Source organism: Streptomyces sp. NBC_00078 (assembly GCF_026343335.1).
Taxonomy (GTDB): Bacteria; Actinomycetota; Actinomycetes; order Streptomycetales; family Streptomycetaceae; genus Streptomyces.
This window is the reverse complement of the sequence record NZ_JAPELX010000001.1, coordinates 5262729-5289704: the sequence shown is the minus strand read 5'-3', so window position 1 is coordinate 5289704 and position 26976 is coordinate 5262729. Positions and strand designations below refer to the sequence as shown.

Annotated in this window: 22 protein-coding genes, 3 rRNA genes and 2 pseudogenes; 6 read left to right on the top strand and 21 right to left on the bottom strand. The window is 67.2% G+C overall.

Going from position 1 to position 26976, the window contains the following annotated elements:
* Nucleotides 1-250 precede the first annotated feature (250 nt).
* The 3 genes from OOK07_RS24730 to OOK07_RS24720 form a co-directional block, all read right to left on the bottom strand.
* Nucleotides 251-349 carry a 30S ribosomal protein bS22 gene (locus OOK07_RS24730; RefSeq protein ID WP_003948845.1) on the bottom strand — a complete coding sequence of 33 codons (99 nt, stop codon included), beginning with the start codon at nucleotides 347-349 and terminating at the stop codon, nucleotides 251-253.
* A gap of 153 nt (nucleotides 350-502) precedes the next feature.
* Nucleotides 503-712 carry a helix-turn-helix domain-containing protein gene (locus tag OOK07_RS24725; protein WP_016437488.1) on the bottom strand — a complete coding sequence of 70 codons (210 nt, stop codon included), beginning with the start codon at nucleotides 710-712 and terminating at the stop codon, nucleotides 503-505.
* Nucleotides 713-841: 129 nt separating this feature from the next.
* Nucleotides 842-1657, bottom strand: coding sequence for a phosphatase (locus tag OOK07_RS24720; protein WP_266798549.1), 816 nt, complete (start codon nucleotides 1655-1657; stop codon nucleotides 842-844).
* Between the two features lie 221 nt (nucleotides 1658-1878).
* Between OOK07_RS24720 and OOK07_RS24715 the strand changes: the two genes are divergently transcribed.
* A complete protein-coding gene (locus OOK07_RS24715; RefSeq protein ID WP_266798547.1) occupies nucleotides 1879-2319 on the top strand; it encodes a hypothetical protein in 441 nt (146 codons plus the stop codon).
* A 37-nt stretch (nucleotides 2320-2356) separates the two neighbouring features.
* Here OOK07_RS24715 and OOK07_RS24710 read toward each other — a convergent pair whose 3' ends face one another.
* The 7 genes from OOK07_RS24710 to OOK07_RS24680 all read right to left on the bottom strand — a co-directional run bounded on the left by OOK07_RS24710 (nucleotide 2357) and on the right by OOK07_RS24680 (nucleotide 11411).
* A complete protein-coding gene (locus OOK07_RS24710; RefSeq protein ID WP_266798545.1) occupies nucleotides 2357-3529 on the bottom strand; it encodes an acetoin utilization protein AcuC in 1173 nt (390 codons plus the stop codon).
* On the bottom strand, nucleotides 3480-4697 hold the full coding sequence (locus OOK07_RS24705) for an MFS transporter (RefSeq protein ID WP_266798543.1): 1218 nt from the start codon (nucleotides 4695-4697) through the stop codon (nucleotides 3480-3482). Before OOK07_RS24705 ends, OOK07_RS24710 begins: the two co-directional genes overlap by 50 nt.
* A 77-nt stretch (nucleotides 4698-4774) precedes the next feature.
* Nucleotides 4775-5467 carry a VC0807 family protein gene (locus tag OOK07_RS24700; protein WP_266798541.1) on the bottom strand — a complete coding sequence of 231 codons (693 nt, stop codon included), beginning with the start codon at nucleotides 5465-5467 and terminating at the stop codon, nucleotides 4775-4777.
* A gap of 69 nt (nucleotides 5468-5536) precedes the next feature.
* Complete coding sequence (locus tag OOK07_RS24695; RefSeq protein WP_266798539.1) at nucleotides 5537-6181, bottom strand: HAD family hydrolase; 645 nt, start codon at nucleotides 6179-6181, stop codon at nucleotides 5537-5539.
* Between the two features lie 60 nt (nucleotides 6182-6241).
* Nucleotides 6242-6358, bottom strand: a 5S ribosomal RNA gene (gene rrf, locus OOK07_RS24690).
* Nucleotides 6359-6452: 94 nt separating this feature from the next.
* A 23S ribosomal RNA gene (locus tag OOK07_RS24685) occupies nucleotides 6453-9568 on the bottom strand.
* Nucleotides 9569-9885: 317 nt separating this feature from the next.
* A 16S ribosomal RNA gene (locus OOK07_RS24680) occupies nucleotides 9886-11411 on the bottom strand.
* The 16S, 23S and 5S rRNA genes sit together here, the layout of an rRNA operon.
* Nucleotides 11412-12258: 847 nt before the next feature.
* Between OOK07_RS24680 and trpS the strand changes: the two genes are divergently transcribed.
* A complete protein-coding gene (gene trpS / locus OOK07_RS24675; RefSeq protein WP_266798537.1) occupies nucleotides 12259-13332 on the top strand; it encodes a tryptophan--tRNA ligase in 1074 nt (357 codons plus the stop codon).
* Here trpS and OOK07_RS24670 read toward each other — a convergent pair.
* Nucleotides 13224-13566: pseudogene (locus OOK07_RS24670) on the bottom strand (helix-turn-helix domain-containing protein); the annotation flags it as partial. The gene trpS and the pseudogene OOK07_RS24670 sit on opposite strands and share 109 nt — an antisense overlap.
* Here OOK07_RS24670 and OOK07_RS24665 point away from each other — a divergent pair.
* The gene (locus OOK07_RS24665) at nucleotides 13513-13713 is read left to right on the top strand and encodes a hypothetical protein (protein ID WP_406313442.1); all 201 of its coding nucleotides are present in this window, start codon (nucleotides 13513-13515) and stop codon (nucleotides 13711-13713) included. The pseudogene OOK07_RS24670 and the gene OOK07_RS24665 sit on opposite strands and share 54 nt — an antisense overlap.
* Before the next feature lie 16 nt (nucleotides 13714-13729).
* Here the strand turns inward: OOK07_RS24665 and proC are convergent, their stop codons facing one another.
* The 3 genes from proC to OOK07_RS24650 all read right to left on the bottom strand — a co-directional run bounded on the left by proC (nucleotide 13730) and on the right by OOK07_RS24650 (nucleotide 16421).
* Complete coding sequence (gene proC / locus OOK07_RS24660) at nucleotides 13730-14542, bottom strand: pyrroline-5-carboxylate reductase (RefSeq protein ID WP_266798535.1); 813 nt, start codon at nucleotides 14540-14542, stop codon at nucleotides 13730-13732.
* Between the two features lie 266 nt (nucleotides 14543-14808).
* Complete coding sequence (locus tag OOK07_RS24655; RefSeq protein WP_266798533.1) at nucleotides 14809-15603, bottom strand: ABC transporter permease; 795 nt, start codon at nucleotides 15601-15603, stop codon at nucleotides 14809-14811.
* A complete protein-coding gene (locus OOK07_RS24650) occupies nucleotides 15600-16421 on the bottom strand; it encodes an ABC transporter ATP-binding protein (RefSeq protein WP_266682926.1) in 822 nt (273 codons plus the stop codon). The genes OOK07_RS24655 and OOK07_RS24650 overlap by 4 nt, the downstream gene beginning before the upstream one ends.
* A 250-nt stretch (nucleotides 16422-16671) precedes the next feature.
* Here OOK07_RS24650 and OOK07_RS24645 point away from each other — a divergent pair.
* Nucleotides 16672-16938 (top strand): annotated as a pseudogene (locus OOK07_RS24645) (SulP family inorganic anion transporter); the annotation flags it as partial.
* Here OOK07_RS24645 and OOK07_RS24640 read toward each other — a convergent pair.
* From OOK07_RS24640 to OOK07_RS24630, 3 genes are all read right to left on the bottom strand, one after another.
* On the bottom strand, nucleotides 16897-17667 hold the full coding sequence (locus OOK07_RS24640) for a class I SAM-dependent methyltransferase (RefSeq protein ID WP_266682925.1): 771 nt from the start codon (nucleotides 17665-17667) through the stop codon (nucleotides 16897-16899). The pseudogene OOK07_RS24645 and the gene OOK07_RS24640 sit on opposite strands and share 42 nt — an antisense overlap.
* Before the next feature lie 463 nt (nucleotides 17668-18130).
* Entirely contained in the window at nucleotides 18131-18628 is a 498-nt protein-coding gene (locus OOK07_RS24635) for an EamA/RhaT family transporter (RefSeq protein WP_266798531.1), read from the bottom strand.
* Nucleotides 18629-18670: 42 nt separating this feature from the next.
* Nucleotides 18671-18979: an SH3 domain-containing protein gene (locus OOK07_RS24630; RefSeq protein ID WP_266682923.1), complete on the bottom strand. Its 309-nt coding sequence runs from the start codon at nucleotides 18977-18979 to the stop codon at nucleotides 18671-18673.
* Nucleotides 18980-19161: 182 nt separating this feature from the next.
* Here OOK07_RS24630 and OOK07_RS24625 point away from each other — a divergent pair, with 182 nt between their 5' ends.
* On the top strand, nucleotides 19162-21258 hold the full coding sequence (locus tag OOK07_RS24625; protein ID WP_266798528.1) for a serine/threonine-protein kinase: 2097 nt from the start codon (nucleotides 19162-19164) through the stop codon (nucleotides 21256-21258).
* Between the two features lie 74 nt (nucleotides 21259-21332).
* Here the strand turns inward: OOK07_RS24625 and ilvD are convergent, their stop codons facing one another.
* The 4 genes from ilvD to OOK07_RS24605 form a co-directional block, all read right to left on the bottom strand.
* On the bottom strand, nucleotides 21333-23186 hold the full coding sequence (gene ilvD, locus OOK07_RS24620) for a dihydroxy-acid dehydratase (protein ID WP_266682921.1): 1854 nt from the start codon (nucleotides 23184-23186) through the stop codon (nucleotides 21333-21335).
* Between the two features lie 173 nt (nucleotides 23187-23359).
* Nucleotides 23360-23974: a TetR/AcrR family transcriptional regulator gene (locus OOK07_RS24615; protein ID WP_266798526.1), complete on the bottom strand. Its 615-nt coding sequence runs from the start codon at nucleotides 23972-23974 to the stop codon at nucleotides 23360-23362.
* Entirely contained in the window at nucleotides 23971-24795 is an 825-nt protein-coding gene (locus OOK07_RS24610; protein ID WP_266682919.1) for a sugar phosphate isomerase/epimerase family protein, read from the bottom strand. The genes OOK07_RS24615 and OOK07_RS24610 overlap by 4 nt, the downstream gene beginning before the upstream one ends.
* 149 nt (nucleotides 24796-24944) lie before the next feature.
* Entirely contained in the window at nucleotides 24945-25877 is a 933-nt protein-coding gene (locus tag OOK07_RS24605) for a Ppx/GppA family phosphatase (protein ID WP_266682918.1), read from the bottom strand.
* Between the two features lie 71 nt (nucleotides 25878-25948).
* Here OOK07_RS24605 and OOK07_RS24600 point away from each other — a divergent pair, with 71 nt between their 5' ends.
* On the top strand, nucleotides 25949-26815 hold the full coding sequence (locus tag OOK07_RS24600) for a DUF3109 family protein (RefSeq protein WP_266682917.1): 867 nt from the start codon (nucleotides 25949-25951) through the stop codon (nucleotides 26813-26815).
* Nucleotides 26816-26976: the final 161 nt, after the last annotated feature.

Genomic DNA, 26976 nt, shown 5'->3' with positions numbered 1-26976 from the left:
ACTCGTAGCCTGCCGTGTTCCCCGTGTGCGGCCAACCTAGCGGGTCGATGTTGCGCTGTGATGACCGCCCAATGCACGAAGTGACGACATCCACAGACGTACGAACAGACCAGGCCATGTGAAACCTGTGCGTACGCACAGGGCTTGTGCGCGGTCCCGCGCACTTCTGGGGGCTTGTGTGAAGCCCAAACGCCTGTGGCCCCCCACCGGTTGCGGTGGGGGGCCACAGAACACGCTTCTGGAGCGTCGCCTACTTCTTGTTGCGACGCTGAACGCGCGTGCGCTTCAGCAGCTTGCGGTGCTTCTTCTTCGCCATCCGCTTGCGCCGCTTCTTGATAACAGAGCCCACGACTACCCTCGCTCACTTCTCATCACTCGGCGTTGGGCGCCATGGGCCCATACGACCTACAAGGGGCCAGCCTACCCGTCCGAGCGCTGAGGTCGTAATCGAGGGCGCCGGGGAGATCCAGAAGTGCCCTGAGGATCCCCCCGGGGCAGTCGATCAGGCGGTTTCCACCCCCACGTAACTCTCGCGGAGGTACTCGTGAACCGCGTTCTCGGGGACGCGGAATGACCGCCCCACCCTGATCGCGGGCAGATGACCGCTGTGCACCAACCGGTACACGGTCATCTTCGACACTCGCATCACCGAGGCGACCTCCGCCACGGTAAGGAACTGAACCTCGCTCAGAGGCCTCTGCTCAGCAGCCATGACACACCTGAACCTTCCGCACTCGACGGCCACCGGCTTCCCCTTCCGGTGACTCTTCGTCGCTGCGTGCTCACTCCCCAATGTAGGGGCGGGTGATGCGAGTGGGGAAGAGGTGCACCCATCGGCGGCCTACTGTGACAGACACGCTCGATTGAGTACGTAGCGGGTAAGCGGCCGGTAGTAATCGGACCGCACAGCGTCATCAAGTGGAACGACGACGGACACGGACCCCTCGGCCTCCCCCACGAAGAGCGCGGGGTCGTCCGTATCGGCCAGCCCAATGGCCTCGAACCCCAGCTGACCTGCCCCGCAGACCCAACCGTGGTCCCCGACGACCAGCTCGGGAAGCGGTCCCCCGGTCTCGGCCGCGGCCGCCAGAGCGGTACGAACCGGGAGCGGAGAGTGCGTGTGTACGCCGGTCGCACAACCGGGGCGAGCAGCGCCGGGTTCCCGCACGAGCGCGACTCCTTGTGCGTAGTCAAGGTTGTACGTGCGTAGACCGAACCGGGTCGTTATGTCGACACAGTGGCCATGCGCCGGTGTGAGGACGGTACATCCCGCCGCCGACAGAGCGTCCGCCAAGGCGGCGTAGAAACCGAGCAGGCGGTGCGGGTGGCCGGTGCCGAGGAGCACGGGGGCGCTGCGCTGGGCCGCTACCGCCAGACGGTCCGCGAAGGCGTCCAGGGCGATCAGAGTGCGCTCCGGATCGATCACATCATGGCCTGAGACATGTCGGGGATCGGCCGAGACTCCGCACTTGTCCGCCATCAGCTCGATCAGATCCCGCTGTCCCCACGTCCATTCGGGATCGAGTCCGAGCAGTACGCGCGGATCGCGCGCGGCGAAGAGCCGATAGCTACGGAGGCTCTCCTCACGGGAGGTGGCCACGGGCCCGGCGAGACGGGCGGCCAGGAGATGGGCCCGCAGGGCTCCGGTGCTCAACACGTCTTCGAGAGTGGCGGACCGGGGCAGGGGCGGCCACACGAACAGGCAAACACCGCACAGTTGGCGTAACAGCCCTTGTTACACGGGTGACTGAACAGGGACACAACAGCCCACAACTGTCCGGGGGTCTCCCGGGTCTCATCTTGCGTGGCGGCAACGACCAGCCGTCCCGAGCCCATTGGCCGACACATCAACAGCAAGACACCAACAGGGGGAACACCATGAAGCCGATCCGCCGCAAGGCAGCCACCGCCACCGCCCTCGCCGTCCTCGCCCTGGGCGGCACGCTCGCCGCGACCACACCGGCCTCGGCCGCCACGCCCACCGCCTACAACGGCGCCTGCGGCAAGGGTTACGACGTCATCCGGGCCACGCCGATCCACTCGTCCCAGTCCGCCATTCCGGCCACCACGTTCGTGACCTTCAACGAGGACGCCGGCAAGGTCTGCGCGGTCACCGTGCGAACCAGTCCGGGCGCCCGCATCTTCATGGAGGTCACCCTGGACACCTGGCCCTACAGCAGCGGCGAGGCACGGGACTCGGGCTCCTTCACCAGCTACGCGGGCCCGGTCTACAAGGACGCCCCCGACGACGGTCAGTGCCTGACCTGGAGCGGCTCGATCGACATCTCCTACAACTCGGACAACGGCCTCTGCACCTGATCGGAACGGCTGCCGGCGTGGTCGACCTCCGGGTCGGCTACGCCAGCAGCCCCCGCAGCGGGAACACCGCCCGCCGAGTGGCCAGGACCGCCTGGTCCAGCCGGTCCGCGGGGTCGTACCCCGCCTCCCACCCGGACCAGGACACCGGCCACCGCCCATCCGTCATCCGCGCCGGCGCCAACTGCCGCGTCCGCGCGAACACTTCCTGCCGCCAACCCTCGGGGATCATCGTCTCCGGCGCGATCTCCCGCCCCGCCGCGATACCCACGAGATGCGTCCACGACCGTGGCACGACCTCGACCACGGCATATCCGCCGCCGCCGAGCGCGACCCACTTCCCGTCCGCGTACTCGTGCGCCAGCTCGTGACAGGCCACCTGCACGGCCCGCTGCGCGTCCAGCGACACGGCCAGATGCGCGAGCGGATCCTCGAAGTGCGTGTCGGCCCCGTGCTGCGTGACCAGCACCTGCGGCCGGAAATCGGCGATCAGTTCCGGTACGACGGAATGGAACGCCCGTAGCCATCCGGCATCGCCGGTCCCGGCGGGCAGCGCGAGGTTCACGGCCGAGCCCTCCGCCGAGTCGGCGCCCGTCTCCTCCGGCCAGCCGGTCTGCGGGAACAGCGTCCGCGGATGCTCGTGCAGCGAGATCGTCAGAACGCGCGGATCATCCCAGAAGGCCGCCTGCACCCCGTCCCCGTGATGCACGTCCACATCGACGTAGGCGACCCGCACGGCCCCCAGCTCCAGCAGCCGCGCGATGGCGAGCGAGGCGTCGTTGTAGATGCAGAACCCGGACGCGCCCCCGGGCATCGCATGATGCAGGCCGCCCGCGAAGTTCACCGCGTGCAGCGCCTCTCCGCGCCACACCGCCTCGGCCGCCCCCACCGACTGCCCCGCGATCAGCGCGGACACGTCGTGCATCCCCGCGAAGGCGGGATCGTCGATCGTCCCGAGCCCGTACGACCCGTCCGCCGCCTCCGGATGCGCCGAAGCCGCCTTCACGGCCTCGACGTAGTCCTCCCGGTGGACGAGCCGCAGGGTCGACTCCCCGGCGGATTTCGCCGCCACCACGTCGACGTCCTTGTCGAGCCCGAAGGCATCGACGAGGTGCCTGGTCAGGGCGAGCCGGACCGGATCCATCGGATGGTCCGAGCCGAAGTCATAGCCCGTTACTGCCTCGTCCCACATCAGCTGTGCGCGGCCGCTCATGCCCGCCACCGTATCGGTCCGGTTGAGGAGCGAACGAACGGGCGTAGTACAGGGTCACCAGCACCAACACCATCGGCACGACCATCGCCCCCCGATAGCTCCATGTGTCGCCCAGCGCCCCCACCAGCGGCGAGCCGACCAGGAAGCCTACGTAGTTGAAGATGTTCAGCCGCGCGACAGCGGCGTCGGACGCATGGGGGAAGAGCCGCCCGGCGGCCGCGAAGGTCTGCGGCACCAGCACGCACAGTCCCAGCCCGAGCAGCGTGAACCCGAGCATCCCGACCCACGCGCCGGGCGCCACCGCCACCACGGCGAACCCGAGCGCCGCCACCACCGCCCCCAGCCGCACCACCGCAACGGCCCCGAACCGCCGTACCCCCAAGTCCCCCAGCGACCGCCCCACCAGCGTGGTCACCATGTAGACGTTGTACGGCACCGTCGACAACTGCTCCGAACTCCCGAGCACGTCCTTCAGATACTTGGCGCTCCAGTTGGAGACGGTCGAGTCCCCGATATAGGCGAAGGTCATCACCAGACACAGGGGCAGCAGCAGCTTGAAGACGACGGGCTGACCCGCGCCCGCCCCCGTCGCCTGCTCGCCGGGGCGGGCCTCCCCGCCGACGTACCACCGACTCCCGACCAGCGTGGCCGGCAACAGCACCGCGACGACCGGCAGATACGACACCCACAGCGCCAGATGCCAGTGCGCCCCCGCCCAGGCCAGCGAGGCCCCCATGATCCCGCCGAGGCTGAAAACGGCGTGGAAGCTGAGCATGATGCTGCGCCCGTACGCGCGCTGCAGGCTCACCCCGAGCATGTTCATCGAGGCGTCGAGCCCGCCCACGGCAAGCCCGAACATGCCCAGCGCGACCCCCAGCTCGGCCAGGTTCTCCCCCGACCCGACACCGAGGAGCGCCAGCAGCACGAGAGGCTGCAGGCACCGCAGCAGCAGACTCGGCGGTATTCGCTTCACCAACTGCTCGGCCGTCACGCTCCCGACGCCGGCCAGGACGGGCACGGCGGCAAGGAAGGCGGGCAGCAGCGCGTCGGAGACGCCGTACCGGTCCTGGATGGCCGGGATGCGGGTCACCAGCAGGGCAAAGGTGGCGCCCTGAGCGAAGAAGCTGAACGCCAAAGAGGCCCTACCGCGCCGCAGCACATCTGTCATGGCGGCGAGCGTAGGGCCCCGGGCTACCTGTGGGTAGATCAGCCAAAGATGAATTTCCCTCAGCTTCGTCTCTGCGCTCAGACGGCGACGGCGGCTTCCGGCTCAGGCGTGTCCGCGGTCTTCGTCTCATCGGCGAGCATCCGCTCCATGGGCCCGGCACCGAACGCACCGCCGACCACCATCCCGAGCACGATCGCGACGACCAGGAAGACCCCACCGAGCCAGACCATGGTGTCGACGGGAATCGTGTACGCGCCCACGACCCGCGCGATGCACTCACCGAGCAGCGCCACACCCCAGATCACGGAGAAGAGCCGCTCCTTGCGCCGGAAGTCCGCCGACCCGGCCGCGCCTCCGCCCACCAGCCGCTGCCAGGCGGCTTCCTTCGCCGCATCCCCCTTCACCAGGAAGGGCTTGAGACCCGCGGTCATCATCGGCTTGCCGAGCGCCACGGAGACCAGGACGCCGATCGCGACCGTGCTGCTTACCCCGCCGTCCTTGGCGAGCATCAGCCGGGGGTCGCCCGTGACGAAGCTGAGCAGCAGTCCGACGACGTTAACGACGAGGATGAGAAGGGCCAGCCCGTTGGTCGCCCGCTCCTTGACCACGCTCCACACCGTCCGCGCGGCCGGCACCACGCTGCTCCAGGCGAGCGCCGCGAACGTGCTCATCCCGAAGCCGTCCTTGAACAGGTAGTACGAACCGAGGGGTACCGCCACGTCCACGATCAGCGGGGCGAAGGGGTTCTTCTTGTCCGTCTTCGTCGTCATGCCCTCAGCTTGCCGCGCGGGACACAGGCGCCAGTAGAAACGATCGTCCGGAGCTCAGCATGACAAATGTCAGACCAGCAGGTCAGCCAACTCACCCATGTTCGAGAAGAGTTGAGTCGCTCCTACGAGCCTCTCGGCAGGCGTCATGGCAGTGAAGCCGAAGACGTCCATCCCGGCCTCGACAGCCGCCTGCACCCCGAGCGGACTGTCCTCGACCACCACGCACCGCTCCGGCGCGACTCCCATCCGCTCGGCGGCGTAGAGGAACAGGTCCGGCGCCGGCTTCCCGCGCCCGACATCCTGCGAACTGAAGATCCGCCCGTCCTCGAACCACCGGTCCAGCCCGGTCGTCCGATGCCCCACCCGGATCCGCGCATGACTCCCGGAGGACGCGACACAGTACGGCACTCCGTCAGCGGCCAGCTTCTCCACAAACCCGACGGCCCCGTCGACCGGCTCCAACTCCCTCTCGAACGCGGCGAACACACGCGCGTGAAAGACGTCGTCGAAGTCGTCCGGAAGCCTCTGCCCGGTCCGCTCCCGTACGAGGTCGTGGATCCGGTGCATGGCAGAGCCCATGTAGTCGCGCAGCGAGTCCTCGTAGGAGGTCGGGTGCCCGAGTTCGGTGAGATAGGCGGCGAGGAGCCGGTTGGAAATCGGCTCGCTGTCGACGAGCACTCCGTCGTTGTCGAAGATCACGAGGTCATAGCGCATACCATGAGCCTAAACGCAGGAAACCCCCGTGCCGATGGCACGGGGGTTTTCTGAATGATTGTTCGGCGGCGTCCTACTCTCCCACAGGGTCCCCCCTGCAGTACCATCGGCGCTGTAAGGCTTAGCTTCCGGGTTCGGAATGTAACCGGGCGTTTCCCTCACGCTATAACCACCGAAACACTATGAAACTGTCGAACCTGCCACACCATCACCATCACCGGTAACGGGGCTGTTCGTGGTTTCAGAACCAACACAGTGGACGCGAGCAACTGAGGACAAGCCCTCGGCCTATTAGTACCGGTCACCTCCACCCATTACTGGGCTTCCAGATCCGGCCTATCAACCCAGTCGTCTACTGGGAGCCTTACCCCATCAAGTGGGTGGGAATACTCATCTCGAAGCAGGCTTCCCGCTTAGATGCTTTCAGCGGTTATCCCTCCCGAACGTAGCCAACCAGCCATGCCCTTGGCAGAACAACTGGCACACCAGAGGTTCGTCCGTCCCGGTCCTCTCGTACTAGGGACAGCCCTTCTCAATATTCCTGCGCGCGCAGCGGATAGGGACCGAACTGTCTCACGACGTTCTAAACCCAGCTCGCGTACCGCTTTAATGGGCGAACAGCCCAACCCTTGGGACCGACTCCAGCCCCAGGATGCGACGAGCCGACATCGAGGTGCCAAACCATCCCGTCGATATGGACTCTTGGGGAAGATCAGCCTGTTATCCCCGGGGTACCTTTTATCCGTTGAGCGACGGCGCTTCCACAAGCCACCGCCGGATCACTAGTCCCGACTTTCGTCCCTGCTCGACCCGTCGGTCTCACAGTCAAGCTCCCTTGTGCACTTACACTCAACACCTGATTGCCAACCAGGCTGAGGGAACCTTTGGGCGCCTCCGTTACTCTTTAGGAGGCAACCGCCCCAGTTAAACTACCCATCAGACACTGTCCCTGATCCGGATCACGGACCCAGGTTAGACATCCAGCACGACCAGACTGGTATTTCAACGACGACTCCCCCTGAACTGGCGTCCAGAGTTCACAGTCTCCCAGCTATCCTACACAAGCCGAACCGAACACCAATATCAAACTGTAGTAAAGGTCCCGGGGTCTTTCCGTCCTGCTGCGCGAAACGAGCATCTTTACTCGTAGTGCAATTTCACCGGGCCTATGGTTGAGACAGTCGAGAAGTCGTTACGCCATTCGTGCAGGTCGGAACTTACCCGACAAGGAATTTCGCTACCTTAGGATGGTTATAGTTACCACCGCCGTTTACTGGCGCTTAAGTTCTCAGCTTCGCACGCCCGAAAGCGCACTAACCGGTCCCCTTAACGTTCCAGCACCGGGCAGGCGTCAGTCCGTATACATCGCCTTACGGCTTCGCACGGACCTGTGTTTTTAGTAAACAGTCGCTTCTCGCTGGTCTCTGCGGCCACCCCCAGCTCATGGAGTAAATCCAATCACCAGTGATGGCCCCCTTCTCCCGAAGTTACGGGGGCATTTTGCCGAGTTCCTTAACCATAGTTCACCCGAACGCCTCGGTATTCTCTACCTGACCACCTGAGTCGGTTTAGGGTACGGGCCGCCATGAAACTCGCTAGAGGCTTTTCTCGACAGCATAGGATCATCCACTTCACCACAATCGGCTCGGCATCAGGTCTCAGCCCCATGTGCGACGGATTTACCTACCGCACGGCCTACACCCTTACCCCGGGACAACCACCGCCCGGGCTGGACTACCTTCCTGCGTCACCCCATCACTCACCTACTACAAGTCTGGTCTATCGGCTCCACCACTTTCCATTCCCCGAAGGGTCCGGAACGGCTTCACGGACTTAGCATCGCCTGATTCAATGTTTGACGCTTCACAGCGGGTACCGGAATATCAACCGGTTATCCATCGACTACGCCTGTCGGCCTCGCCTTAGGTCCCGACTTACCCTGGGCAGATCAGCTTGACCCAGGAACCCTTAGTCAATCGGCGCACACGTTTCTCACGTGTGAATCGCTACTCATGCCTGCATTCTCACTCGTGAACCGTCCACCACTGCCTTCCGGCGCGGCTTCACCCGGCACACGACGCTCCCCTACCCATCACAGCCTCCGTTGGGAGTATTGCTGCAATGACACGACTTCGGCGGTACGCTTGAGCCCCGCTACATTGTCGGCGCGGAATCACTAGACCAGTGAGCTATTACGCACTCTTTCAAGGGTGGCTGCTTCTAAGCCAACCTCCTGGTTGTCTGTGCGACTCCACATCCTTTCCCACTTAGCGTACGCTTAGGGGCCTTAGTCGATGCTCTGGGCTGTTTCCCTCTCGACCATGGAGCTTATCCCCCACAGTCTCACTGCCGCGCTCTCACTTACCGGCATTCGGAGTTTGGCTAAGGTCAGTAACCCGGTAGGGCCCATCGCCTATCCAGTGCTCTACCTCCGGCAAGAAACACACGACGCTGCACCTAAATGCATTTCGGGGAGAACCAGCTATCACGGAGTTTGATTGGCCTTTCACCCCTAACCACAGGTCATCCCCCAGGTTTTCAACCCTGGTGGGTTCGGTCCTCCACGAAGTCTTACCTCCGCTTCAACCTGCCCATGGCTAGATCACTCCGCTTCGGGTCTTGAGCGCGCTACTATACCGCCCTATTCGGACTCGCTTTCGCTACGGCTTCCCCACCCGGGTTAACCTCGCAACACACCGCAAACTCGCAGGCTCATTCTTCAAAAGGCACGCAGTCACGAGAATGTGCAAGCACATTCCGACGCTCCCACGGCTTGTAGGCACACGGTTTCAGGTACTATTTCACTCCGCTCCCGCGGTACTTTTCACCATTCCCTCACGGTACTATCCGCTATCGGTCACCAGGGAATATTTAGGCTTAACGGGTGGTCCCGCCAGATTCACACGGGATTTCTCGGCCCCGTGCTACTTGGGTGTCTCTCAAACGAGCCGTTGACGTTTCGACTACGGGGGTCTTACCCTCTACGCCGGACCTTTCGCATGTCCTTCGCCTACATCAACGGTTTCTGACTCGTCTCACGGCCGGCAGACCGCAAAAGAGAGATCCCACAACCCCGTATACGCAACCCCTGCCGGGTCTCACACGCATACGGTTTGGCCTCATCCGGTTTCGCTCGCCACTACTCCCGGAATCACGGTTGTTTTCTCTTCCTGCGGGTACTGAGATGTTTCACTTCCCCGCGTTCCCTCCACTTGCCCTATGTGTTCAGGCAAGGGTGACAGCCCATGACGACTGCCGGGTTTCCCCATTCGGACACCCCCGGATCAAAGCCTGGTTGACGACTCCCCGGGGCCTATCGTGGCCTCCCACGTCCTTCATCGGTTCCTGGTGCCAAGGCATCCACCGTGCGCCCTTAAAAACTTGGCCACAGATGCTCGCGTCCACTGTGCAGTTCTCAAACAACGACCAGCCACCCACCACCCCGAACCTAAGTCCGAGTGCACTGGGGCCGGCACCGAAGACAGACCATCACGGCCATGCCCTCAGACACCCAACAGCGTGCCCGACCCGACCCCGCCCGGAGATCATGCTTTCCACACTCCGAAGAGCAGTACTCACAGCCTCCGACCCGAGAACCGGACCGAATAATCAACGTTCCACCCATGAGCAACCAGCACCGGACGTTCGCCGATGAACTGGCCTCTGACCTCACCCCGGAGGGATCGGTAAGAAGTGCTCCTTAGAAAGGAGGTGATCCAGCCGCACCTTCCGGTACGGCTACCTTGTTACGACTTCGTCCCAATCGCCAGTCCCACCTTCGACAGCTCCCTCCCACAAGGGGTTGGGCCACCGGCTTCGGGTGTTACCGACTTTCGTGACGTGACGGGCGGTGTGTACAAGGCCCGGGAACGTATTCACCGCAGCAATGCTGATCTGCGATTACTAGCAACTCCGACTTCATGGGGTCGAGTTGCAGACCCCAATCCGAACTGAGACCGGCTTTTTGAGATTCGCTCCACCTCACGGTATCGCAGCTCATTGTACCGGCCATTGTAGCACGTGTGCAGCCCAAGACATAAGGGGCATGATGACTTGACGTCGTCCCCACCTTCCTCCGAGTTGACCCCGGCGGTCTCCTGTGAGTCCCCATCACCCCGAAGGGCATGCTGGCAACACAGGACAAGGGTTGCGCTCGTTGCGGGACTTAACCCAACATCTCACGACACGAGCTGACGACAGCCATGCACCACCTGTACACCGACCACAAGGGGGGCACCATCTCTGATGCTTTCCGGCGTATGTCAAGCCTTGGTAAGGTTCTTCGCGTTGCGTCGAATTAAGCCACATGCTCCGCTGCTTGTGCGGGCCCCCGTCAATTCCTTTGAGTTTTAGCCTTGCGGCCGTACTCCCCAGGCGGGGAACTTAATGCGTTAGCTGCGGCACCGACGACGTGGAATGTCGCCAACACCTAGTTCCCACCGTTTACGGCGTGGACTACCAGGGTATCTAATCCTGTTCGCTCCCCACGCTTTCGCTCCTCAGCGTCAGTAATGGCCCAGAGATCCGCCTTCGCCACCGGTGTTCCTCCTGATATCTGCGCATTTCACCGCTACACCAGGAATTCCGATCTCCCCTACCACACTCTAGCTAGCCCGTATCGAATGCAGACCCGGGGTTAAGCCCCGGGCTTTCACACCCGACGTGACAAGCCGCCTACGAGCTCTTTACGCCCAATAATTCCGGACAACGCTTGCGCCCTACGTATTACCGCGGCTGCTGGCACGTAGTTAGCCGGCGCTTCTTCTGCAGGTACCGTCACTTTCGCTTCTTCCCTGCTGAAAGAGGTTTACAACCCGAAGGCCGTCATCCCTCACGCGGCGTCGCTGCATCAGGCTTTCGCCCATTGTGCAATATTCCCCACTGCTGCCTCCCGTAGGAGTCTGGGCCGTGTCTCAGTCCCAGTGTGGCCGGTCGCCCTCTCAGGCCGGCTACCCGTCGTCGCCTTGGTGAGCCATTACCTCACCAACAAGCTGATAGGCCGCGGGCTCATCCTTCACCGCCGGAGCTTTCAACCACCACCCATGCGAGTGACAGTGATATCCGGTATTAGACCCCGTTTCCAGGGCTTGTCCCAGAGTGAAGGGCAGATTGCCCACGTGTTACTCACCCGTTCGCCACTAATCCACCCCGAAGGGCTTCATCGTTCGACTTGCATGTGTTAAGCACGCCGCCAGCGTTCGTCCTGAGCCAGGATCAAACTCTCCGTGAATGTTCTCCCGTCATCGGGATGACACCACGAGAGCGGAACAGCCGGGCGGAATAAGCCCAGCCGTTCACAGCGTCCTCGCTGTGTTTTACTTCAAAGGAACCTCGACCACCGGAACAAGTCCGGCGGACGGGGTATCAACATATCTGGCGTTGATTTTTGGCACGCTGTTGAGTTCTCAAGGAACGGACGCTTCCTTTGTACTCACCCTCTCGGGCTTTCCTCCGGGCGCTTCCCTTCGGTCTTGCGTTTCCGACTCTATCAGACCGCTTCCCGGTCCGATTTCCTCGGTGCTTTCCAGGATCCCGCTTTCGCGTTTCCCTTTCCGGCGGTCCCGACTCTATCAGATCCTTTCGGGCCTGACTCCCAGTCAGCGGGCTTGTCCTCGCGGCCGTTGGGCCGTTCCGACGAGTGAGACTTTAGCGGATTCCCCGCCCCCGAGCTAATCGGGGTCCGCGTCCTTTCGAACGTGGATTCCTCATTTCGCGAATACGCACGCCAATGACGCGACGCCCAGACAGATTTCGACTGGTCGCCGAGTTGTGGTTGGTACTTGCGGAATGGTTGTCCGGGGACCGACCGGAGTCGGCGCTCACGTCGAACAACTCGGAGAACACTACGTAGCGGGGAAGGGCGTGTCAACTTGACTCCGGACGGCACCCGGGAGGCGTACTCTCTGCGGCATGACCACGTGTACGTGCACCCAGCTGTGGTGGGCCGCCTGACGGCGGCCGCGCTCACGTATGCGTTCAACGGCCGCCGACTCGGCGGCCGTTCTCGTTTCTCCCTCCAGAGCTCCTGAGGGTCGGCCGGCCGGGGACGGCGGCCTCGACCAGGAGGTGGAGCAGGGATGGGACGGGTTTTCAGTGGAGTCAAGCCGACCGGGCATCTGACGCTGGGGAACTACCTGGGAGCCATGCGGCAGTGGGCCGCGGTGGACCAGCACCGATCGGACGCGCTGTTCTGCGTCGTGGATCTGCATGCCCTGACCGTGGACCACGATCCGGCGCGGGTGCGCAGGCTCAGTCGGCAGGCGGCGACGCTGTTGCTTGCGGCGGGACTCGATCCGGCGCTGTGCACCGTGTACCTGCAGAGTCACGTCGACGAGCACGCACGGCTGTCGTATCTGCTCGAGTGTGTGGCGACTGACGGCGAGATGCGGCGGATGATCCAGTACAAGGAGAAGGCCGCGCGCGAGCGGGAGCGGGGCGGGAGTGTGCGGCTTTCCCTGCTGACCTACCCGGTGCTGATGGCGGCGGACATTCTGGCGTTCGGGGCTCACGAGGTACCGGTGGGGGACGACCAGGCGCAGCACGTGGAGCTGGCTCGGGATCTGGCGGTCCGGTTCAACCAGCGGTACGGGCATACGTTCGTGGTGCCTCGGGCCACGCTTCCGTCGGTGGCGGCACGGGTCATGAACCTGCAGGAGCCGGCTTCGAAGATGGGCAAGTCCGACGACTCCGGGCCGGGGATCGTCTATCTGCTCGACGAGCCTGACGTGGTGCGGAAGAAGTTCATGCGGGCCGTGACCGACAGTGGGCAGGACGTCGTCTACGACCGGGAGGGGCGGCCGGGGGTCGCGAATCTGCTGGAGATCCTGGCTGCCTGTACGGGTGGGAACCCGGAGGAGCTGAGCGGTGTATATGAGACGTACGGGTCCTTGAAGAAGGACACCGCGGAGGCCGTGGTCGAGTTCCTCAGGCCCGTACAGGAGAGGCACAGGGCGCTGTGCGCCGATCCGGATTACGTGGAGGGGGTGCTGCGGGATGGTGCGGAGAGGGCGCGGGCGATGGCCCGACCGACCGTCGATGCCGCTTATCGCGCGATCGGGCTGCTGCCGCCTGCCGCGGATACAGGTGCGGGTGCGGATGCGGCCGGTGCCGCTGCGGTCGATACGGGCGTCGCGCTGAACGCTGCACGGTAGGCGCGCGGGCTGGTGGCGAGGCGCGATGAGAGGTGCTGGCGCATCGTGACTTCGCTGCCGAAGCCGGCGTGGCGGGCGACCTCGCGCATCGGCAGGTCAGTGCGCTCAAGGAGTCCTGGGCGGTGGCGATGCGCTGGTCGAGGAGCCGGCGGAGCGGGGTGATGCCTGCTCCTCGGTGAAGTGGCGGGCGAAGCTGTGCGGGGACATGCCTGCGTGGGCGGCCAGGTCGGCGACATGTTCGATCTGGAGGGCCCGTTCCGCTGGTGGCGGAGTGCGGACGAGGTCGGGCAGGCCTCGGCGGCGTCGGTGCGCGGGGGCGGATTCGCGCGTGTGGTGACCAGGAAGGAGGTGGTGGACGAGGTGGTGGACGCGGCGAGGTGACCGCCCCCGGAGGGCGTCAGTCCTTCTTGCCGGAGGCCAGTTCGCGGCTGCGGTCGCGAGCGGCTTCGAGGGCGGCGATGAGGGCGGCTCGTACGCCGTGGTTCTCGAGTTCGCGGATGGCGTTGATGGTCGTGCCCGCGGGAGAAGTGACGTTCTCGCGGAGCTTGACCGGGTGTTCGCCGCTGTCCCGGAGCATGATCGCCGCGCCGATCGCGGACTGGACGATCAGGTCGTGGGCCTTGTCGCGGGGCAGGCCGAGCAGGATGCCTGCGTCCGTCATGGCTTCGACGAGGTAGAAGAAGTACGCCGGGCCGGAGCCTGAGAGTGCGGTGCAGGCGTCCTGCTGGGACTCGGGGACGCGGAGGGTCTTGCCTACGGCGCCGAAGATCTCCTCGGCGTGGGCGAGGTGGTCGGGGGTGGCGTGGGTGCCGGCGGAGATGACGGACATGGCCTCGTCCACGAGGGCGGGGGTGTTCGTCATGACGCGGACGACGGGGGTGCCGGCGGCCAGGCGCTCCTCGAAGAAGGAGGTGGGGATACCGGCGGCTCCGCTGATGATCAGGCGGTCGGCGGGGACATGCGCGGCGAGGTCGTCCAGGAGGGTGCCCATGTCCTGCGGCTTGACCGTGAGGATCAGTGTGTCGGCGGACTTGGCGGCTTCCGGGTTGGTGACCGGGGTGACTCCGTAGCGGGCGCGGAGTTCCTCGGCTCGCTCCGGGCGGCGGGCGGTGACCAGGAGGTCGGCGGGGGCCCAGCCGCCGCGGATCATTCCGCTGAGCAGGGCTTCGCCGATCTTGCCGGTGCCGAGGACTGCGACTTTCTGGGTCATGGCTGGGGTGTCCTCCGGGGGTGCGTCGTCCGGGGTCCATCCTCGCACCGGGGGCGGGAGGGCGGCTCCGGTGTCCGGTGGGCGGAACGTTGCCCTGCGGGTGGCCGTCGGGTCTTTCTCGCCCGCCGCCCCTACCCGTCCCGTCCCCAGGGGCTCTGTCCCTTCGACCCCCCAAGGGGCTCCGCCCTCTGGACCCCCGATCGGCCTGAACGGCCTCGTCCTCAAACGCCGGGCGGGCTGAGTCGTACGGATCGGAGTTCGAGACGTCACGCCGTCCTGCGCCTCAGGGTTGCCGCGCCCAGCCCCAGCACCAGCAGCGCGCAGCCCGCCACGATCACGACGTCGCGGACAAAGGTGGCTGTCATGTCCGCGTGTTTGAGGACCTCGTTCATGCCGTCGACGGCGTAGGACATGGGGAGGACGTCGGAGATGGCTTCGAGGGCGGGGTGCATGGAGGAGCGGGGGGTGAACAGGCCGCAGAGGAGGAGCTGGGGGAAGATCACGGCCGGCATGAACTGGACGGCCTGGAATTCGGAGGCCGCGAAGGCCGAGACGAAGAGGCCGAGGGCGGTGCCGAGGAGGGCGTCCAGCAGGGCGACCAGGAGCAGCAGCCAGGGGCTGCCGGTGACGTCCAGGCCGAGGAACCAGACCGCGAGGCCGGTGGCCAGGGCCGACTGGATGATCGCGAGGGTGCCGAAGGCGAGGGCGTAGCCCGCGATCAGGTCGCCCTTGCCCAGTGGCATGGCGAGGAGGCGTTCGAGGGTGCCGGAGGTGCGTTCGCGCAGAGTGGCGATGGACGTGACCAGGAACATCGTGATGAGGGGGAAGATGCCGAGGAGTGAGGCGCCGATGTTGTCGAAGGTGCGCGGGCTGCCGTCGAAGACGTAGCGCAGCAGGAACAGCATCACGCAGGGGATGAGGATCAGCATCGCGATGGTGCGTGGGTCGTGGCCGAGCTGGCGCAGGACCCGGGCCGCGGTGGCGGTGGTGCGGGAGGCGCTGAGGGCGCCGGTGGGGGAGGGTGCCGTCGTCGTGCCGGTCGTGGTCGTCGTCGTACTCATCGGGTGGTCTCCTTCTCACGGGCGGCGGCGGTCGCCTCGTCGACCAGGTGCAGGAAGGCCGCCTCGACTGTTTCGGAGCCGGTGCGGGTGCGCAGGGCGTCGGGGGTGTCGTCGGCGAGGATCTCGCCGTCGCGCATCAGGAGGAGGCGGTGGCAGCGTTCGGCCTCGTCCATGACGTGGGAGGAGATGAGGAGGGTCGCGCCGCGGTCGGCGGCGAGGGAGTGGAAGAGGTTCCACAGGTCGCGGCGCAGGACCGGGTCCAGGCCGACGGTGGGTTCGTCGAGGACGAGGAGTTCCGGGGTGCCCAGGAGCGCCACGGCCAGGGAGACGCGGCTGCGCTGGCCGCCGGAGAGGTTGCCGGCGAGGGAGTCGGCGTGGCTGGTGAGGTCGACATCGGCGAGGACGCGGCCGATGTCCTGGCGGCGGTCGGCGGCGCTGCGGCCGGGGGCCAGGATCGCCGTGAAGTAGTCGAGGTTCTGGCGGACCGTCAGGTCGTCGTAGACGGAGGGGGCCTGGGTGACGTAGCCGATGCGGGTGCGCAGGGCGGGGTGGCCGGCCGGGTTGCCCAGGACTTCCAGGGTGCCTGTGACCTTGGCCTGGGTGCCGACGATCGAGCGAATGAGGGTCGATTTTCCGCAGCCCGAGGGGCCGAGGAGGCCGGTGATCTGGCCGCGCGGGACGGTGAAGTCGAGGCCGCGCAGGACTGTTCGGGGGCTGCGGACGACGGTGAGGCCTTCGGCTCGGACAGCGGTGAGACCTTCGGCTCGGACGGCGGGCGTGGAGGGATCCGCGGGCGGCCCCGGCGAATAATTCATCATTCGATGAATAATGCTCTCGGGCAGTGGTGTCGTCAAGCGGCATCGCCAGGGGGCGTGTTCGGCGGGGCCGGCGCGTGGAGGCGTGACCGGAGGAGGAGGGTCCGGTTGGTGTGCGTCGGCGTTGACCGACCGGAAACAGGAACCGGATGCGGAATCAACTCCCCTTCCCGGCAGTGGATTTCACTTCGTCGTGCTCTCCCCCGGCTCGGCGCCCAAGCATCCGCCGTTCATCGACGGAGGTGCTGCTTTCATGCGCTGTCGCCTACGCAAGGCCGATCTGTTCTCTTCTCTCGTCGTCTTCCTCGTCGCCTTGCCGCTCGGTGTGGGCGTGGCCGTGGCCGTGGCCTCCGGAGTCCCCGTCGAACTGGGGCTGGTCACCGGCATCGTCGGCGGGCTGGTCGCCGGGGCGCTGCCCGGCAGCAGCCTGCAGGTGAGCGGGCCGGCGGCGGGGCTGACGGTGCTCGTGTACGAGGTGTCACGAGTTGGTGGCTACGAGCAGTTCGACGTCGTAGGTCTCCTCGACGACCCCGTCCGGGAAGGCCGCGAGCAGGTGGCCCCGCTCCACGGTGAGGAAGGCGTTGCTGTTCTCCTCGCCGTGGACCAGGAAGATCGAGTGGCTGCCGATGTTGGCGAGGTGGGTGTCGACGGGGACGCGGCGGCTCCAGCGCACGAGGCGGTGGGAGAACCGGAGGCGGCCGGTGGGGTCGGCGAGCGCGTAGCGGTCTCCGCTGCCGTTTCTGTCCACGGCCCTGTCGATGCCGAAGTGACGCCCGATCCGGGCGGCCTGCTCGTCGATCCACGGGACGTCCGGGGCGCTCCTGTTCCACCACAGGGCTAGCGCTCCGCCCGGCCGCAGTACCCGCAGGGCCTCCGGCACCGAGCGGGCGGGCTCGGTCCAGTGCCAGGCCTGGGCGTAGGTCAGGAGGTCGGCGGAGGCGGAGGCGAGGGGGAGGTCGTTGGCGTCGCCCCTGACGATCGGGATACCGGGATGGGTGCGGCGGAACTCGGCCGCCATGCCGTCGCCGGGCTCCACGGCGACCACGTCCGCGCCGCGAGCGGCCAGGAGCGCGGTGGCGATACCGGTGCCGGCGCCGATGTCCGCCACGCGCGCGCCCTTGAGCGGACGGCCGGCCAGGTCCTCGATGGCATCGAAGAGGGCCGGCGGGTAGGAGGGGCGGTTGGCGGCGTACTGGGCTGCGGCGGCGTTGAAGGAATGGGCGCGGGTGGGCTGCGACGAGGCGGTCATGAGGCCATGGTGGCGCGGGTTGGGTGCGGTGGGCATCGAGTTATTGGTGAGAACACGACCGCCTCCGGCGAGCGGGGGCGGCCCAGGCGGTGTGGTTCGGATCAGGTCCGCCGTGAGGAGCGGTGCGTCCGGCGGACCCGAGCGAGGCCCGGAGCGTGCAGCCGCACGGCGGAGGAGGGGCGTCGACGCGGAGCGATGAGGTGGCGCCTCCCACGCCAATCAGGCAATGAGGGCGCGTGCACCGCGTCGCCTCGCAGACAGGAGCGTGGCGGCAGGGCCAAGGCCAGTCGAAAAGATCAGGCCGGCCGCGAGGAACAGCTCATTCCGGCCGACCGAGCGAGGCCCGGAGCGTGCAGCCGCACGGCGGAGGAGGGGCGTCGACGCGGAGTGTCGGCATCCGACGGCAACGCCGTAGAGGCGCGTGCCGGGCGTCGCGACGGGGTGAACGTTGCCTACCGGGGCACTAGCGGCGGCGCTTCTTCGACGGGTTGCCCGTGCGGCGGGAGCTGCGCTTCTCGTGCTGGTCGAGGGCTGCCTCGTACTCCTCGCGACGGAGTTTCTCGCCGGGGGCCTCGGTGAGGGAGCGGAAGAAGTAGGCGAGGAGGGAGCCGACGAAGCCGATGGCGAGCAGGCCGCGAAGGGAGGACTGGCGCTCGGGGTCGGGGCGCTTGGCGAAGGCGTCCCAGGTGTGACGGAAGGCGAGGGCACTGCAGATCGCGAACATCGCGACGACGAGGATGCTCACGAAGGCGCCGATGTCCGCGAGTTGGAGTCCTTCGTAGGCGAAGCGCAGGACCAGGCAGGAGGCGGCGGCGGTCACCAGGGAGCCGACGGCGACTGCGATGCGGCGGGTGGTGTAGCCGTGGTCGTGCTCCACCCAGGTGGTGCCGAAGAAGCGCAGTGGTTCTGGGCGGGGGCCTGGGGAGCCCGCGGTCTCCTGGGTGCCGGTTTCGTCGCTCACGAGACGATTATGGCTCCGGCGCGGGCGCGGGCTCCCGTGGGATCAGGCGCAGCGGGAGGCTACGTAGCCGTCGCTGCCGGTGAGTACGTACGCGTCCGAGATGTATTCGCCGTTGCTGACGTTGTCCCAGATGTTCGAGGTGCCGTACGGGCCGGCCACGTTCGTCCCCGGCGTCTGGCAGTAGATCGGCACACGAGAGCCCTCGGGCAGCACGCGGACGACGGTGTAGTTGGTGCCGGGGCCGCTGCGGACATTGACGCGGAAACCCGGTGCGACCTGATACGTCTTCACGGTCGCCGCGGCGATCGCCTCGCCGGCCCCTGCCGCCTCTTCTGCGCGGTCAACAGACATGAAAAACCTCCCCCGTTGGACCCCATGAACGCCATGGGGTCCCGATGATTCCCATAAAACACGCCATGAAACACATGTACGTAACTCGCACGTGAAGGCTAGCAAGCCGCCTCTGTCTCGTACGAGTCATCGACTAGGCTCCGTGCGTCGCGCGCGCGGAAGAACAGCACGGGGGTGGTTCCATGGCGCCACAGCAGAACACCGGAGCGGGCGCGGAAGCGGAACATCCCGCATACGCCGGGCACTACCGTCTGGAGTCATGTCTCGGCTCGGGCGGCATGGGTGTCGTACACCTGGCCCGGAGCACCTCGGGGATGAAGCTCGCGGTAAAGGTCGTACACGGCCAGTTCGCCAGGGATCCCGAGTTCAGGGGGCGTTTTCGGCAGGAAGTGGCCGCGGCGCGCAGGGTCAGCGGTGCCTTTACGGCTTCCGTCGTGGACGCCGACCCGGAAGCCGAACGGCCCTGGATGGCCACCTTGTTCATCCCCGGTCCGACCCTTTCCGATCACGTGAAGCGGAATGGGGCGATGCCTCCGGCGCAGCTGCGCCGTCTGATGGCGGGACTCGCCGAGGCACTGCGCGACATTCACCGCGTCGGCGTCGTGCACCGGGATCTGAAGCCGAGCAATGTGCTGCTGGCCGAGGACGGTCCGAAGGTCATCGACTTCGGCATTTCTCGGCCAAAGGACAGTGAACTGCGGACCGAGACGGGCAAGTTGATCGGCACTCCGCCCTTCATGGCGCCCGAGCAGTTCAGAAGACCCCGCGAAGTCGGCCCCGCCGCCGATGTGTTCGCGCTCGGGTCCGTGATGGTCCATGCGGCGACCGGGCGCGGGCCGTTCGACTCCGACAGCCCGTACGTCGTCGCCTACCAGGTCGTGCACGACGAGCCGGACCTGGCCGGCGTACCGGAGAATCTCGCGCCGCTCGTGCTGCGTTGCCTCGCCAAGGAGCCCGAGGACCGGCCCACACCGGACGAGTTGATGCACGAGTTGCGGTCTGTCGCGGCCTCGTACGACACGCAGGCGTTCATACCGGCACAGCGCGCGGGACAGGTGCCGAGGCCCGATCCCGTCGGTGAGCCGGAGCGGCGGCCCGCCCGCCCGAACTCGCGCAGAAAGTGGATCCTGGCCGCCGTCACGCTCGGCGTCGTCGGGGTCGCGGCGCTCGCCTCGGTTCCGCTGCTGAAGGGCGCGGGCTCCGCGGCGGAGGGCAGCACCACACGGAGCGGGTCGCCCGAGGCCGCGTTCAGCGGCTGGGAGGCGAAGCCTGTTTCCGCCGACGCGGGTATGCCGCAGTGTTCGTCCGGAGCGGGACGGCTGGTGTGTGCCCAGCGCGGGGTCGTCTTCGCTCTCGATCCGGCCGACGGCAGCCTTCTGTGGCGGCACTCCGTCGCCGAGACGGCGAGGAACGGACCACCGGTCGTGTCGGGCGGTCTCGTCCAGCCGCTGACGGACCGGCGCGAGCGCCTGGCGGCGCTCGATCCCGCCTCGGGCAGGGAGAATTGGCAGCGGACCCTGTCCGCGTACAGCGGGCTGCAGAGTGCCGGCGGCATGCTCCTGGTCACCGGCTCCGACGCGTCGGTCACGGGCGTGGACAGTGCCTCGGGCCACACGAAATGGAAACGGAACTTCGCCGGTCAGCGTGATCCCTACTTCGCCTCGTTCGCCGGGGATCCCCTCGCCTACACGACGTACACCTCCGACGCGTCGGACACCTGGGTCACCGCCGTGGATCCGGCCACGGGCGACGTGCGGTGGGAGGCACGGCTGAAGGGCGACCTCACGCCCGTCGGCGCCGACGACGGATCGGTCTACTTCCTGGCCATGGACCGCGCCGCGGGCACGACGACAGCGGTCGTCCGCTACTCGCCGGCCTCACGGACCTCACGCCGGATGGCGCTCCCGGTACCGCTCGTGGATGCCCGGGCCTCCGTGCGCGGAGGCGTCGTCCATCTCCTCGCCGCCGGCGGTTCGCTGGAGGCCGTCGACATGAACACCCGAAAGCTGTTGTGGCACGTCGAGATCTCCGTGAACCGGGGTTCCGAGCCGGTCGCCGACTCCCGCCACGTGTACGTCACGACCGCCGACGGGCGCCTGCTGGCCGTGGACGCGCGCAAGGGGACTTTCGCCGGACAGACCCCGCCGCGCCTCGGCGTGAACTCGGGCCAGGTCGTGGCCTCCCTGCCCCAGCCCGTGATCATCGGCACCCACGTCTACGCCACCGCCCCCGACGGCACCGTCTTCGGCGTGGACGCCCGCAAGCCCTCCGCCTGGTGACACAAGGGCGGGCCGCCCCCGAAGAGACGGCCCGCCCGGAAATCCTCAGCCTGACGCTCAGCCCAGCTGAACGCTCAGCCCAGCTTCGACACGTCCCGCACCGCGCCCTTGTCCGCGCTGGTGGCCATCGCCGCGTAGGCCCGCAGCGCCGCCGACACCTTGCGCTCGCGGTTCTTCGGGGCGTACACGCCGCCCAACGCCTGCTCGCGACGGGCGAGTTCGGCGTCGTCGACCAGAAGCTCGATCGTGCGGTTCGGGATGTCGATGCGGATGCGGTCGCCGTCCTGGACCAGCGCGATGGTGCCGCCGGACGCCGCCTCCGGGGAGGCGTGGCCGATGGACAGGCCCGACGTGCCGCCGGAGAAACGGCCGTCCGTGATCAGTGCGCAGGTCTTGCCGAGGCCGCGGCCCTTGAGGAAGGACGTCGGGTAGAGCATCTCCTGCATGCCGGGGCCGCCCTTGGGGCCCTCGTAGCGGATGACCACCACGTCGCCGTCGGTCACCTGCTTGTTGAGGATCTTCTCGACGGCCTCCTCCTGCGACTCGCAGACGACCGCCGGGCCCTCGAAGGTCCAGATCGACTCGTCGACGCCGGCGGTCTTCACGACGCAGCCGTCGACCGCCAGGTTGCCCCTGAGGACCGCCAGGCCGCCGTCCTTCGAGTAGGCGTGCTCCGCGGAGCGGATGCAGCCCTCGGCCGCGTCCTCGTCCAGCGCCTCCCAGCGCTCGGACTGCGAGAAGGCCTCGGCGGAGCGGACGCAGCCCGGGGCCGCGTGCCACAGTTCCAGCGCCTTCGGCGACGGGGAGCCGCCGCGCACGTCCCATGTCTTCAGCCAGTCCGCGAGGGAGGGGCTGTGGACCGAGTGCACGTCCTCGTTCAGGAGGCCGGCCCGGTGCAGTTCCCCCAGCAGGGCCGGGATGCCGCCCGCGCGGTGCACGTCCTCCATGTAGTACGTGCGGTTCTTGGCGACGTTCGGGGCGACCTTCGCGAGGCACGGCACGCGGCGCGAGACCGCGTTGATCTCCTCCAGGCCGAAGGGGACGCCCGCCTCCTGGGCCGCCGCCAGCAGGTGCAGGATCGTGTTGGTGGAGCCGCCCATCGCGATGTCCAGGGCCATCGCGTTCTCGAAGGCCGCGATGGTGGCGACGTTGCGCGGCAGGACCGTCTCGTCGTCCTGCTCGTAGTAGCGGCGGGTGACGTCCATGACCGTGCGGGCCGCGTCGACGTACAGCTGCTTACGGGCCGTGTGGGTGGCCAGGACCGAGCCGTTGCCGGGGAGCGAGAGGCCGATGGCCTCCGTGAGGCAGTTCATCGAGTTGGCGGTGAACATGCCGGAGCAGGAGCCGCAGGTCGGACAGGCGTTCTCCTCGATACGGAGGATGTCCTCGTCCGAGATCTTGTCGTTCACGGCGTCGGAGATCGCGTCGACCAGGTCGAGCGTACGGACCGTGCCGTCGACGAGCGTCGCGCGGCCGGACTCCATCGGGCCGCCGGAGACGAAGACCGTGGGGATGTTCAGACGCAGGGCCGCGTTCAGCATGCCCGGGGTGATCTTGTCGCAGTTGGAGATGCAGATCAGGGCGTCGGCGCAGTGCGCCTCGACCATGTACTCCACGCTGTCGGCGATCAGGTCGCGGGAGGGGAGCGAGTAGAGCATCCCCCCGTGTCCCATCGCGATGCCGTCGTCGACGGCGATCGTGTTGAACTCGCGCGGGATGCCGCCGGCCTCGACGATCGCCTCACTGACGATCCGGCCGACCGGCTGCAGGTGGGTGTGGCCCGGCACGAACTCCGTGAAGGAGTTGGCCACCGCGATGATCGGCTTGCGGCCGATGTCCGCGCCGGGTACACCGGAGGCGCGCATAAGGGCGCGGGCGCCCGCCATGTTGCGGCCGTGGGTGACTGTGCGGGACCTCAGCTCGGGCATCGTCGCTCGCTCCTTCGGAGAGTTGTGACTGAGTCGAGCGTACGCCCGTTGCTCCAAGGGATGGACACCGCGTCCGGAATGCGGGATGCACGTCTCGTTCAGAGGTCACGGACCGGCCCGATACGGGCCGGAGACGGACCCGGACGGAGACGGACCTGACGGACCTGAGGCGGTCAGGGCCCGGTCAGATGCCCGTGCACCACCGGTGCCACCCGCGCGATGATCTGTTCGACATCTGCCGACGCCAGCGGTTCAACCTTGATCACATAGCGCAGCATCGCGCATCCCACGAGTTGCGCGGCCGCCAGCTCGGCCCGCAGCTCCGCGTCCGGCAGATCCAGCTGGGGGGCGATGCGGCGCAGCAGCTGGGAGGCGATCAGCCGGCGGAAGACGGCGGCCGCGGCCTCGTTGTTCACGGCGGAGCGCACGATCGCCAGCAGGGGCGTACGGGTGGTGGGGTTCTCCCAGATGCCGAAGATGAAGCGGGTGAACCGCTCTCCGACCTCGGCCGGCGGGCCGTCTGCGAGTGCCTCCGGCGCGTTCAGGGCGGGCGCGAAGGCGACCTCGATCGCCGCCTCGAAGACCTGCTCCTTGGTGCCGAAGTAGTGGTGCACCAGCGCCGAGTCCACACCGGCCGCCTTCGCGATGCCCCGTACCGACGTCTTCTCGTATCCGCGTTCGGAGAACTCCTCGCGGGCGACCACCAGGATGCGGTCACGGGTGCCGGCGGACTCCGTGCGTGTACGACGTCCCCGGCGCCGTGCTGTCGGGTCGGGCGCCTCGGTCACCGCCGGGGCACCTTGACCGCGGACGCCAGATGAAGGCGCGTGAAGGCCAGCGCCTCCGCCAGATCGGCCTCGCGTTCCGCGCCGGACATCGCGCGCCGGGTGTTCACCTCGATGACGACGTGGCCGTCGAAGCCGGTCAGGGCGAGACGCTCCAGCAGTTCGGCGCAGGGCTGGGTGCCGCGCCCGGGGACGAGATGCTCGTCCTTGGCCGATCCCCTGCCGTCGGCCAGATGGACATGGCCGAGACGGTCGCCCATGCGGTCGACCATGTGCATCGCGTCGGAGCGGGCCGTCGCGCTGTGACTGAGGTCGATCGTGAAGTGGCGGTAGTCCTCCTTCGTCACGTCCCAGTCGGGGGCGTACGCGAGCATCTCGCGGTCGCGGTAGCGCCAGGGGTACATGTTCTCGACGGCGAAACGTACGTCCGTCTCGTTCGCCATGCGCCAGATGCCGCTCACGAAGTCGCGGGCGTACTGGCGCTGCCAGCGGAAAGGGGGGTGCACGACGACCGTGGTCGCCCCCAGCTTCTCCGCCGCCGCCCGTGCGCGCTGGAGCTTGGCCCACGGGTCGGTGGACCAGACCCGTTGCGTGATGAGCAGGCAGGGGGCGTGCACGGCCAGGACCGGGATCCGGTGGTAGTCACTGAGTCTGCGCAGTGCGTCGATGTCCTGGCTGACCGGGTCGGTCCACACCATGACCTCGACCCCGTCATACCCGAGGCGCGCGGCGATCTCGAAGGCCGTCGCCGTGGACTCCGGGTACACCGAGGCCGTGGACAGCGCGACCTTCGCATCCGGGATGCGCACGACTGGCTCCGCCATGCCGACAGGTTACGGGGTGCGATGGGCTGGGGGCCGCCCGCCTCTTCGCCGTTGTGGGATTCACCACGGGCGAGTGGGGGTGGACTGTGGTCGCTCGCGCCCCGCGGCGCGGCCGCGAAGTGTCACAGCCCCACGCCCCGTTGGGGCGCCTACGCCGACCCCATGTGATCCAGCCGGCGCAGGATCACGCCCTCCCTCAGGGCCCACGGGCAGATTTCCAGGCTCTCCACACCGAACAGGTCCATGGCGCCCTCGGCCACCAGGGCGCCGGCGAGGAGCTGGCCCGCTCGGCCCTCCGAGACCCCGGGGAGTTCGGCCCGCTGGGCCGCCGACATGCCCGCGAGCTGGGGGACCCAGGCCTCCAGCGACTCGCGCTTCAGGTCGCGCTGGACGTACAGGCCCTCCGTGGACCGTGCCGCCCCGGCGATGCGCGCCAGTTGCTTGAACGTCTTCGACGTGGCCACGACATGATCCGGGGCGCCGAAGCGGGTGAACTCGCCCACCGTGCGGGCGATCTGGGCGCGTACGTGCCGGCGCAGTGCCCTTATGGACTCCGGATCGGGCGGATCGCCGGGGAGCCAGCCGTTGGTGAGGCGGCCGGCGCCGAGCGGCAGGGAGACAGCCGCGTCGGGCTCCTCGTCCATGCCGAAGGCGATCTCCAGGGAACCGCCTCCGATGTCCAGGACGAGCAGCTTGCCCACGGACCAGCCGAACCAGCGGCGGGCGGCGAGGAAGGTGAGCCGCGCCTCCTCGGCGCCGGTGAGGACCTGAAGCTCGACGCCGGTCTCGGCCTGCACGCGCGCGAGGACGTCGTCGGCGTTGCTGGCCTCGCGCACCGCGGAGGTCGCGAACGGCAGTACGTCCTCGACGCCCTTGTCCTCGGCGGCCTGCAGGCACTCGTGGACGACGGCGATGAGTTTGTCGACCCCTTCGGGGCCGATGGCTCCGGACTCGTCGAGGAGTTGGGCAAGGCGCAGCTCCGCCTTGTGCGAATGCCTGGGCAGGGGGCGCGCGCCCGGGTGCGCATCCACCACCAGCAGATGCACCGTGTTCGATCCCACGTCGAGGACACCGAGTCTCATGTACGGAACGCTACTGCCAGCTGGGCGCTCTTCCGTATTCGATGGGGCTTCGGGAGCCGTACGCTGGTCCTGTGCCAAAGACGAAAACGGCGAAGGCCGACAAGTCGGCAGGGTCTGCCGAGTCCGCCAAGGGCTCGTCACAGGTGAACCCACCGAAGCAGGTGACGATGTCGAAAAAGGCCCGGAAAGCCGACGAGAAGGGCCTCGACTTCGCGCGCGCATGGGTGGAGTTTCCGGATCCGGCAGACGACGAACAGGTCTTCCGGTGCGATCTGACATGGCTGACCTCTCGGTGGAACTGCATCTTCGGCAGCGGCTGCCAGGGCATCCAGGCGGGCCGCGCGGACGACGGGTGCTGCACGCTGGGCGCGCACTTCTCCGACGAGGACGACGAGAAGCGCGTGGCCGGGCATGTGGCGAGGCTCACGCCGGAGATCTGGCAGAACCATGACGAGGGCATGGAGCACGGCTGGGTCTCGGAGGACGAGGACGGCGACCGGCAGACCCGTCCCTTCCAGGGCTCGTGCATCTTCCAGAACCGGCCCGGGTTCGCGGCCGGCGCCGGCTGCTCGCTGCACATCCTGGCCCTCAAGGAGGGCCGTGAGCCGCTGGAGACCAAGCCGGACGTGTGCTGGCAGCTGCCGGTGAGGCGGACCTACGACTGGATCGACCGGCCCGACGACACACGCGTGCTGCAGGTGTCGATCGGCGAGTACGACCGCCGGGGCTGGGGTCCGGGCGGCCACGACCTGCACTGGTGGTGCACGTCGGCGACCTCGGCGCACGGCGCGGGCGACCCGGTGTACGTGTCCTATCGGGCGGAGCTGACCGAGCTGATGGGCAAGGCGGGATACGACCGCCTCGTCGAGCTGTGTGAGGAGCGACTGGCCTCCCAGCTGCCGCTGCTGGCAGCGCATCCGGCGGACCCGGTCGGCTAGGACGGGCCCGGCGCACCGGGCCGGCCGCGAAAGAGGGCGCCTCTCGGCCGACCTGACCGGGATCGGGTCCGCGACCGGGACAGCGCTGCCGGGGTCCCCCTCCGCGGGAGCGCGGGCCGGCCCCTCGCGGCGCCGGGGCGGTCCTGCGGCCGGCCGCCGCG

What these genes read in the sequence shown, in the direction of transcription:
- OOK07_RS24715 (WP_266798547.1), top strand. Translation starts at nt 1,879, where the DNA reads ATGAAGCCGATCCGCCGCAAGGCAGCCACCGCCACCGCCCTCGCCGTC.
- OOK07_RS24605 (WP_266682918.1), bottom strand. Translation starts at nt 25,877, where the DNA reads ATGAGACTCGGTGTCCTCGACGTGGGATCGAACACGGTGCATCTGCTG.
- OOK07_RS24695 (WP_266798539.1), bottom strand. Translation starts at nt 6,181, where the DNA reads ATGCGCTATGACCTCGTGATCTTCGACAACGACGGAGTGCTCGTCGAC.
- OOK07_RS24725 (WP_016437488.1), bottom strand. Translation starts at nt 712, where the DNA reads ATGGCTGCTGAGCAGAGGCCTCTGAGCGAGGTTCAGTTCCTTACCGTG.
- OOK07_RS24630 (WP_266682923.1), bottom strand. Translation starts at nt 18,979, where the DNA reads ATGTCTGTTGACCGCGCAGAAGAGGCGGCAGGGGCCGGCGAGGCGATC.
- OOK07_RS24650 (WP_266682926.1), bottom strand. Translation starts at nt 16,421, where the DNA reads ATGATGAATTATTCGCCGGGGCCGCCCGCGGATCCCTCCACGCCCGCC.
- ilvD (WP_266682921.1), bottom strand. Translation starts at nt 23,186, where the DNA reads ATGCCCGAGCTGAGGTCCCGCACAGTCACCCACGGCCGCAACATGGCG.
- OOK07_RS24700 (WP_266798541.1), bottom strand. Translation starts at nt 5,467, where the DNA reads ATGACGACGAAGACGGACAAGAAGAACCCCTTCGCCCCGCTGATCGTG.
- proC (WP_266798535.1), bottom strand. Translation starts at nt 14,542, where the DNA reads ATGACCCAGAAAGTCGCAGTCCTCGGCACCGGCAAGATCGGCGAAGCC.
- OOK07_RS24640 (WP_266682925.1), bottom strand. Translation starts at nt 17,667, where the DNA reads ATGACCGCCTCGTCGCAGCCCACCCGCGCCCATTCCTTCAACGCCGCC.
- OOK07_RS24655 (WP_266798533.1), bottom strand. Translation starts at nt 15,603, where the DNA reads ATGAGTACGACGACGACCACGACCGGCACGACGACGGCACCCTCCCCC.
- OOK07_RS24610 (WP_266682919.1), bottom strand. Translation starts at nt 24,795, where the DNA reads ATGGCGGAGCCAGTCGTGCGCATCCCGGATGCGAAGGTCGCGCTGTCC.
- trpS (WP_266798537.1), top strand. Translation starts at nt 12,259, where the DNA reads ATGGGACGGGTTTTCAGTGGAGTCAAGCCGACCGGGCATCTGACGCTG.
- OOK07_RS24705 (WP_266798543.1), bottom strand. Translation starts at nt 4,697, where the DNA reads ATGACAGATGTGCTGCGGCGCGGTAGGGCCTCTTTGGCGTTCAGCTTC.
- OOK07_RS24710 (WP_266798545.1), bottom strand. Translation starts at nt 3,529, where the DNA reads ATGAGCGGCCGCGCACAGCTGATGTGGGACGAGGCAGTAACGGGCTAT.
- OOK07_RS24625 (WP_266798528.1), top strand. Translation starts at nt 19,162, where the DNA reads ATGGCGCCACAGCAGAACACCGGAGCGGGCGCGGAAGCGGAACATCCC.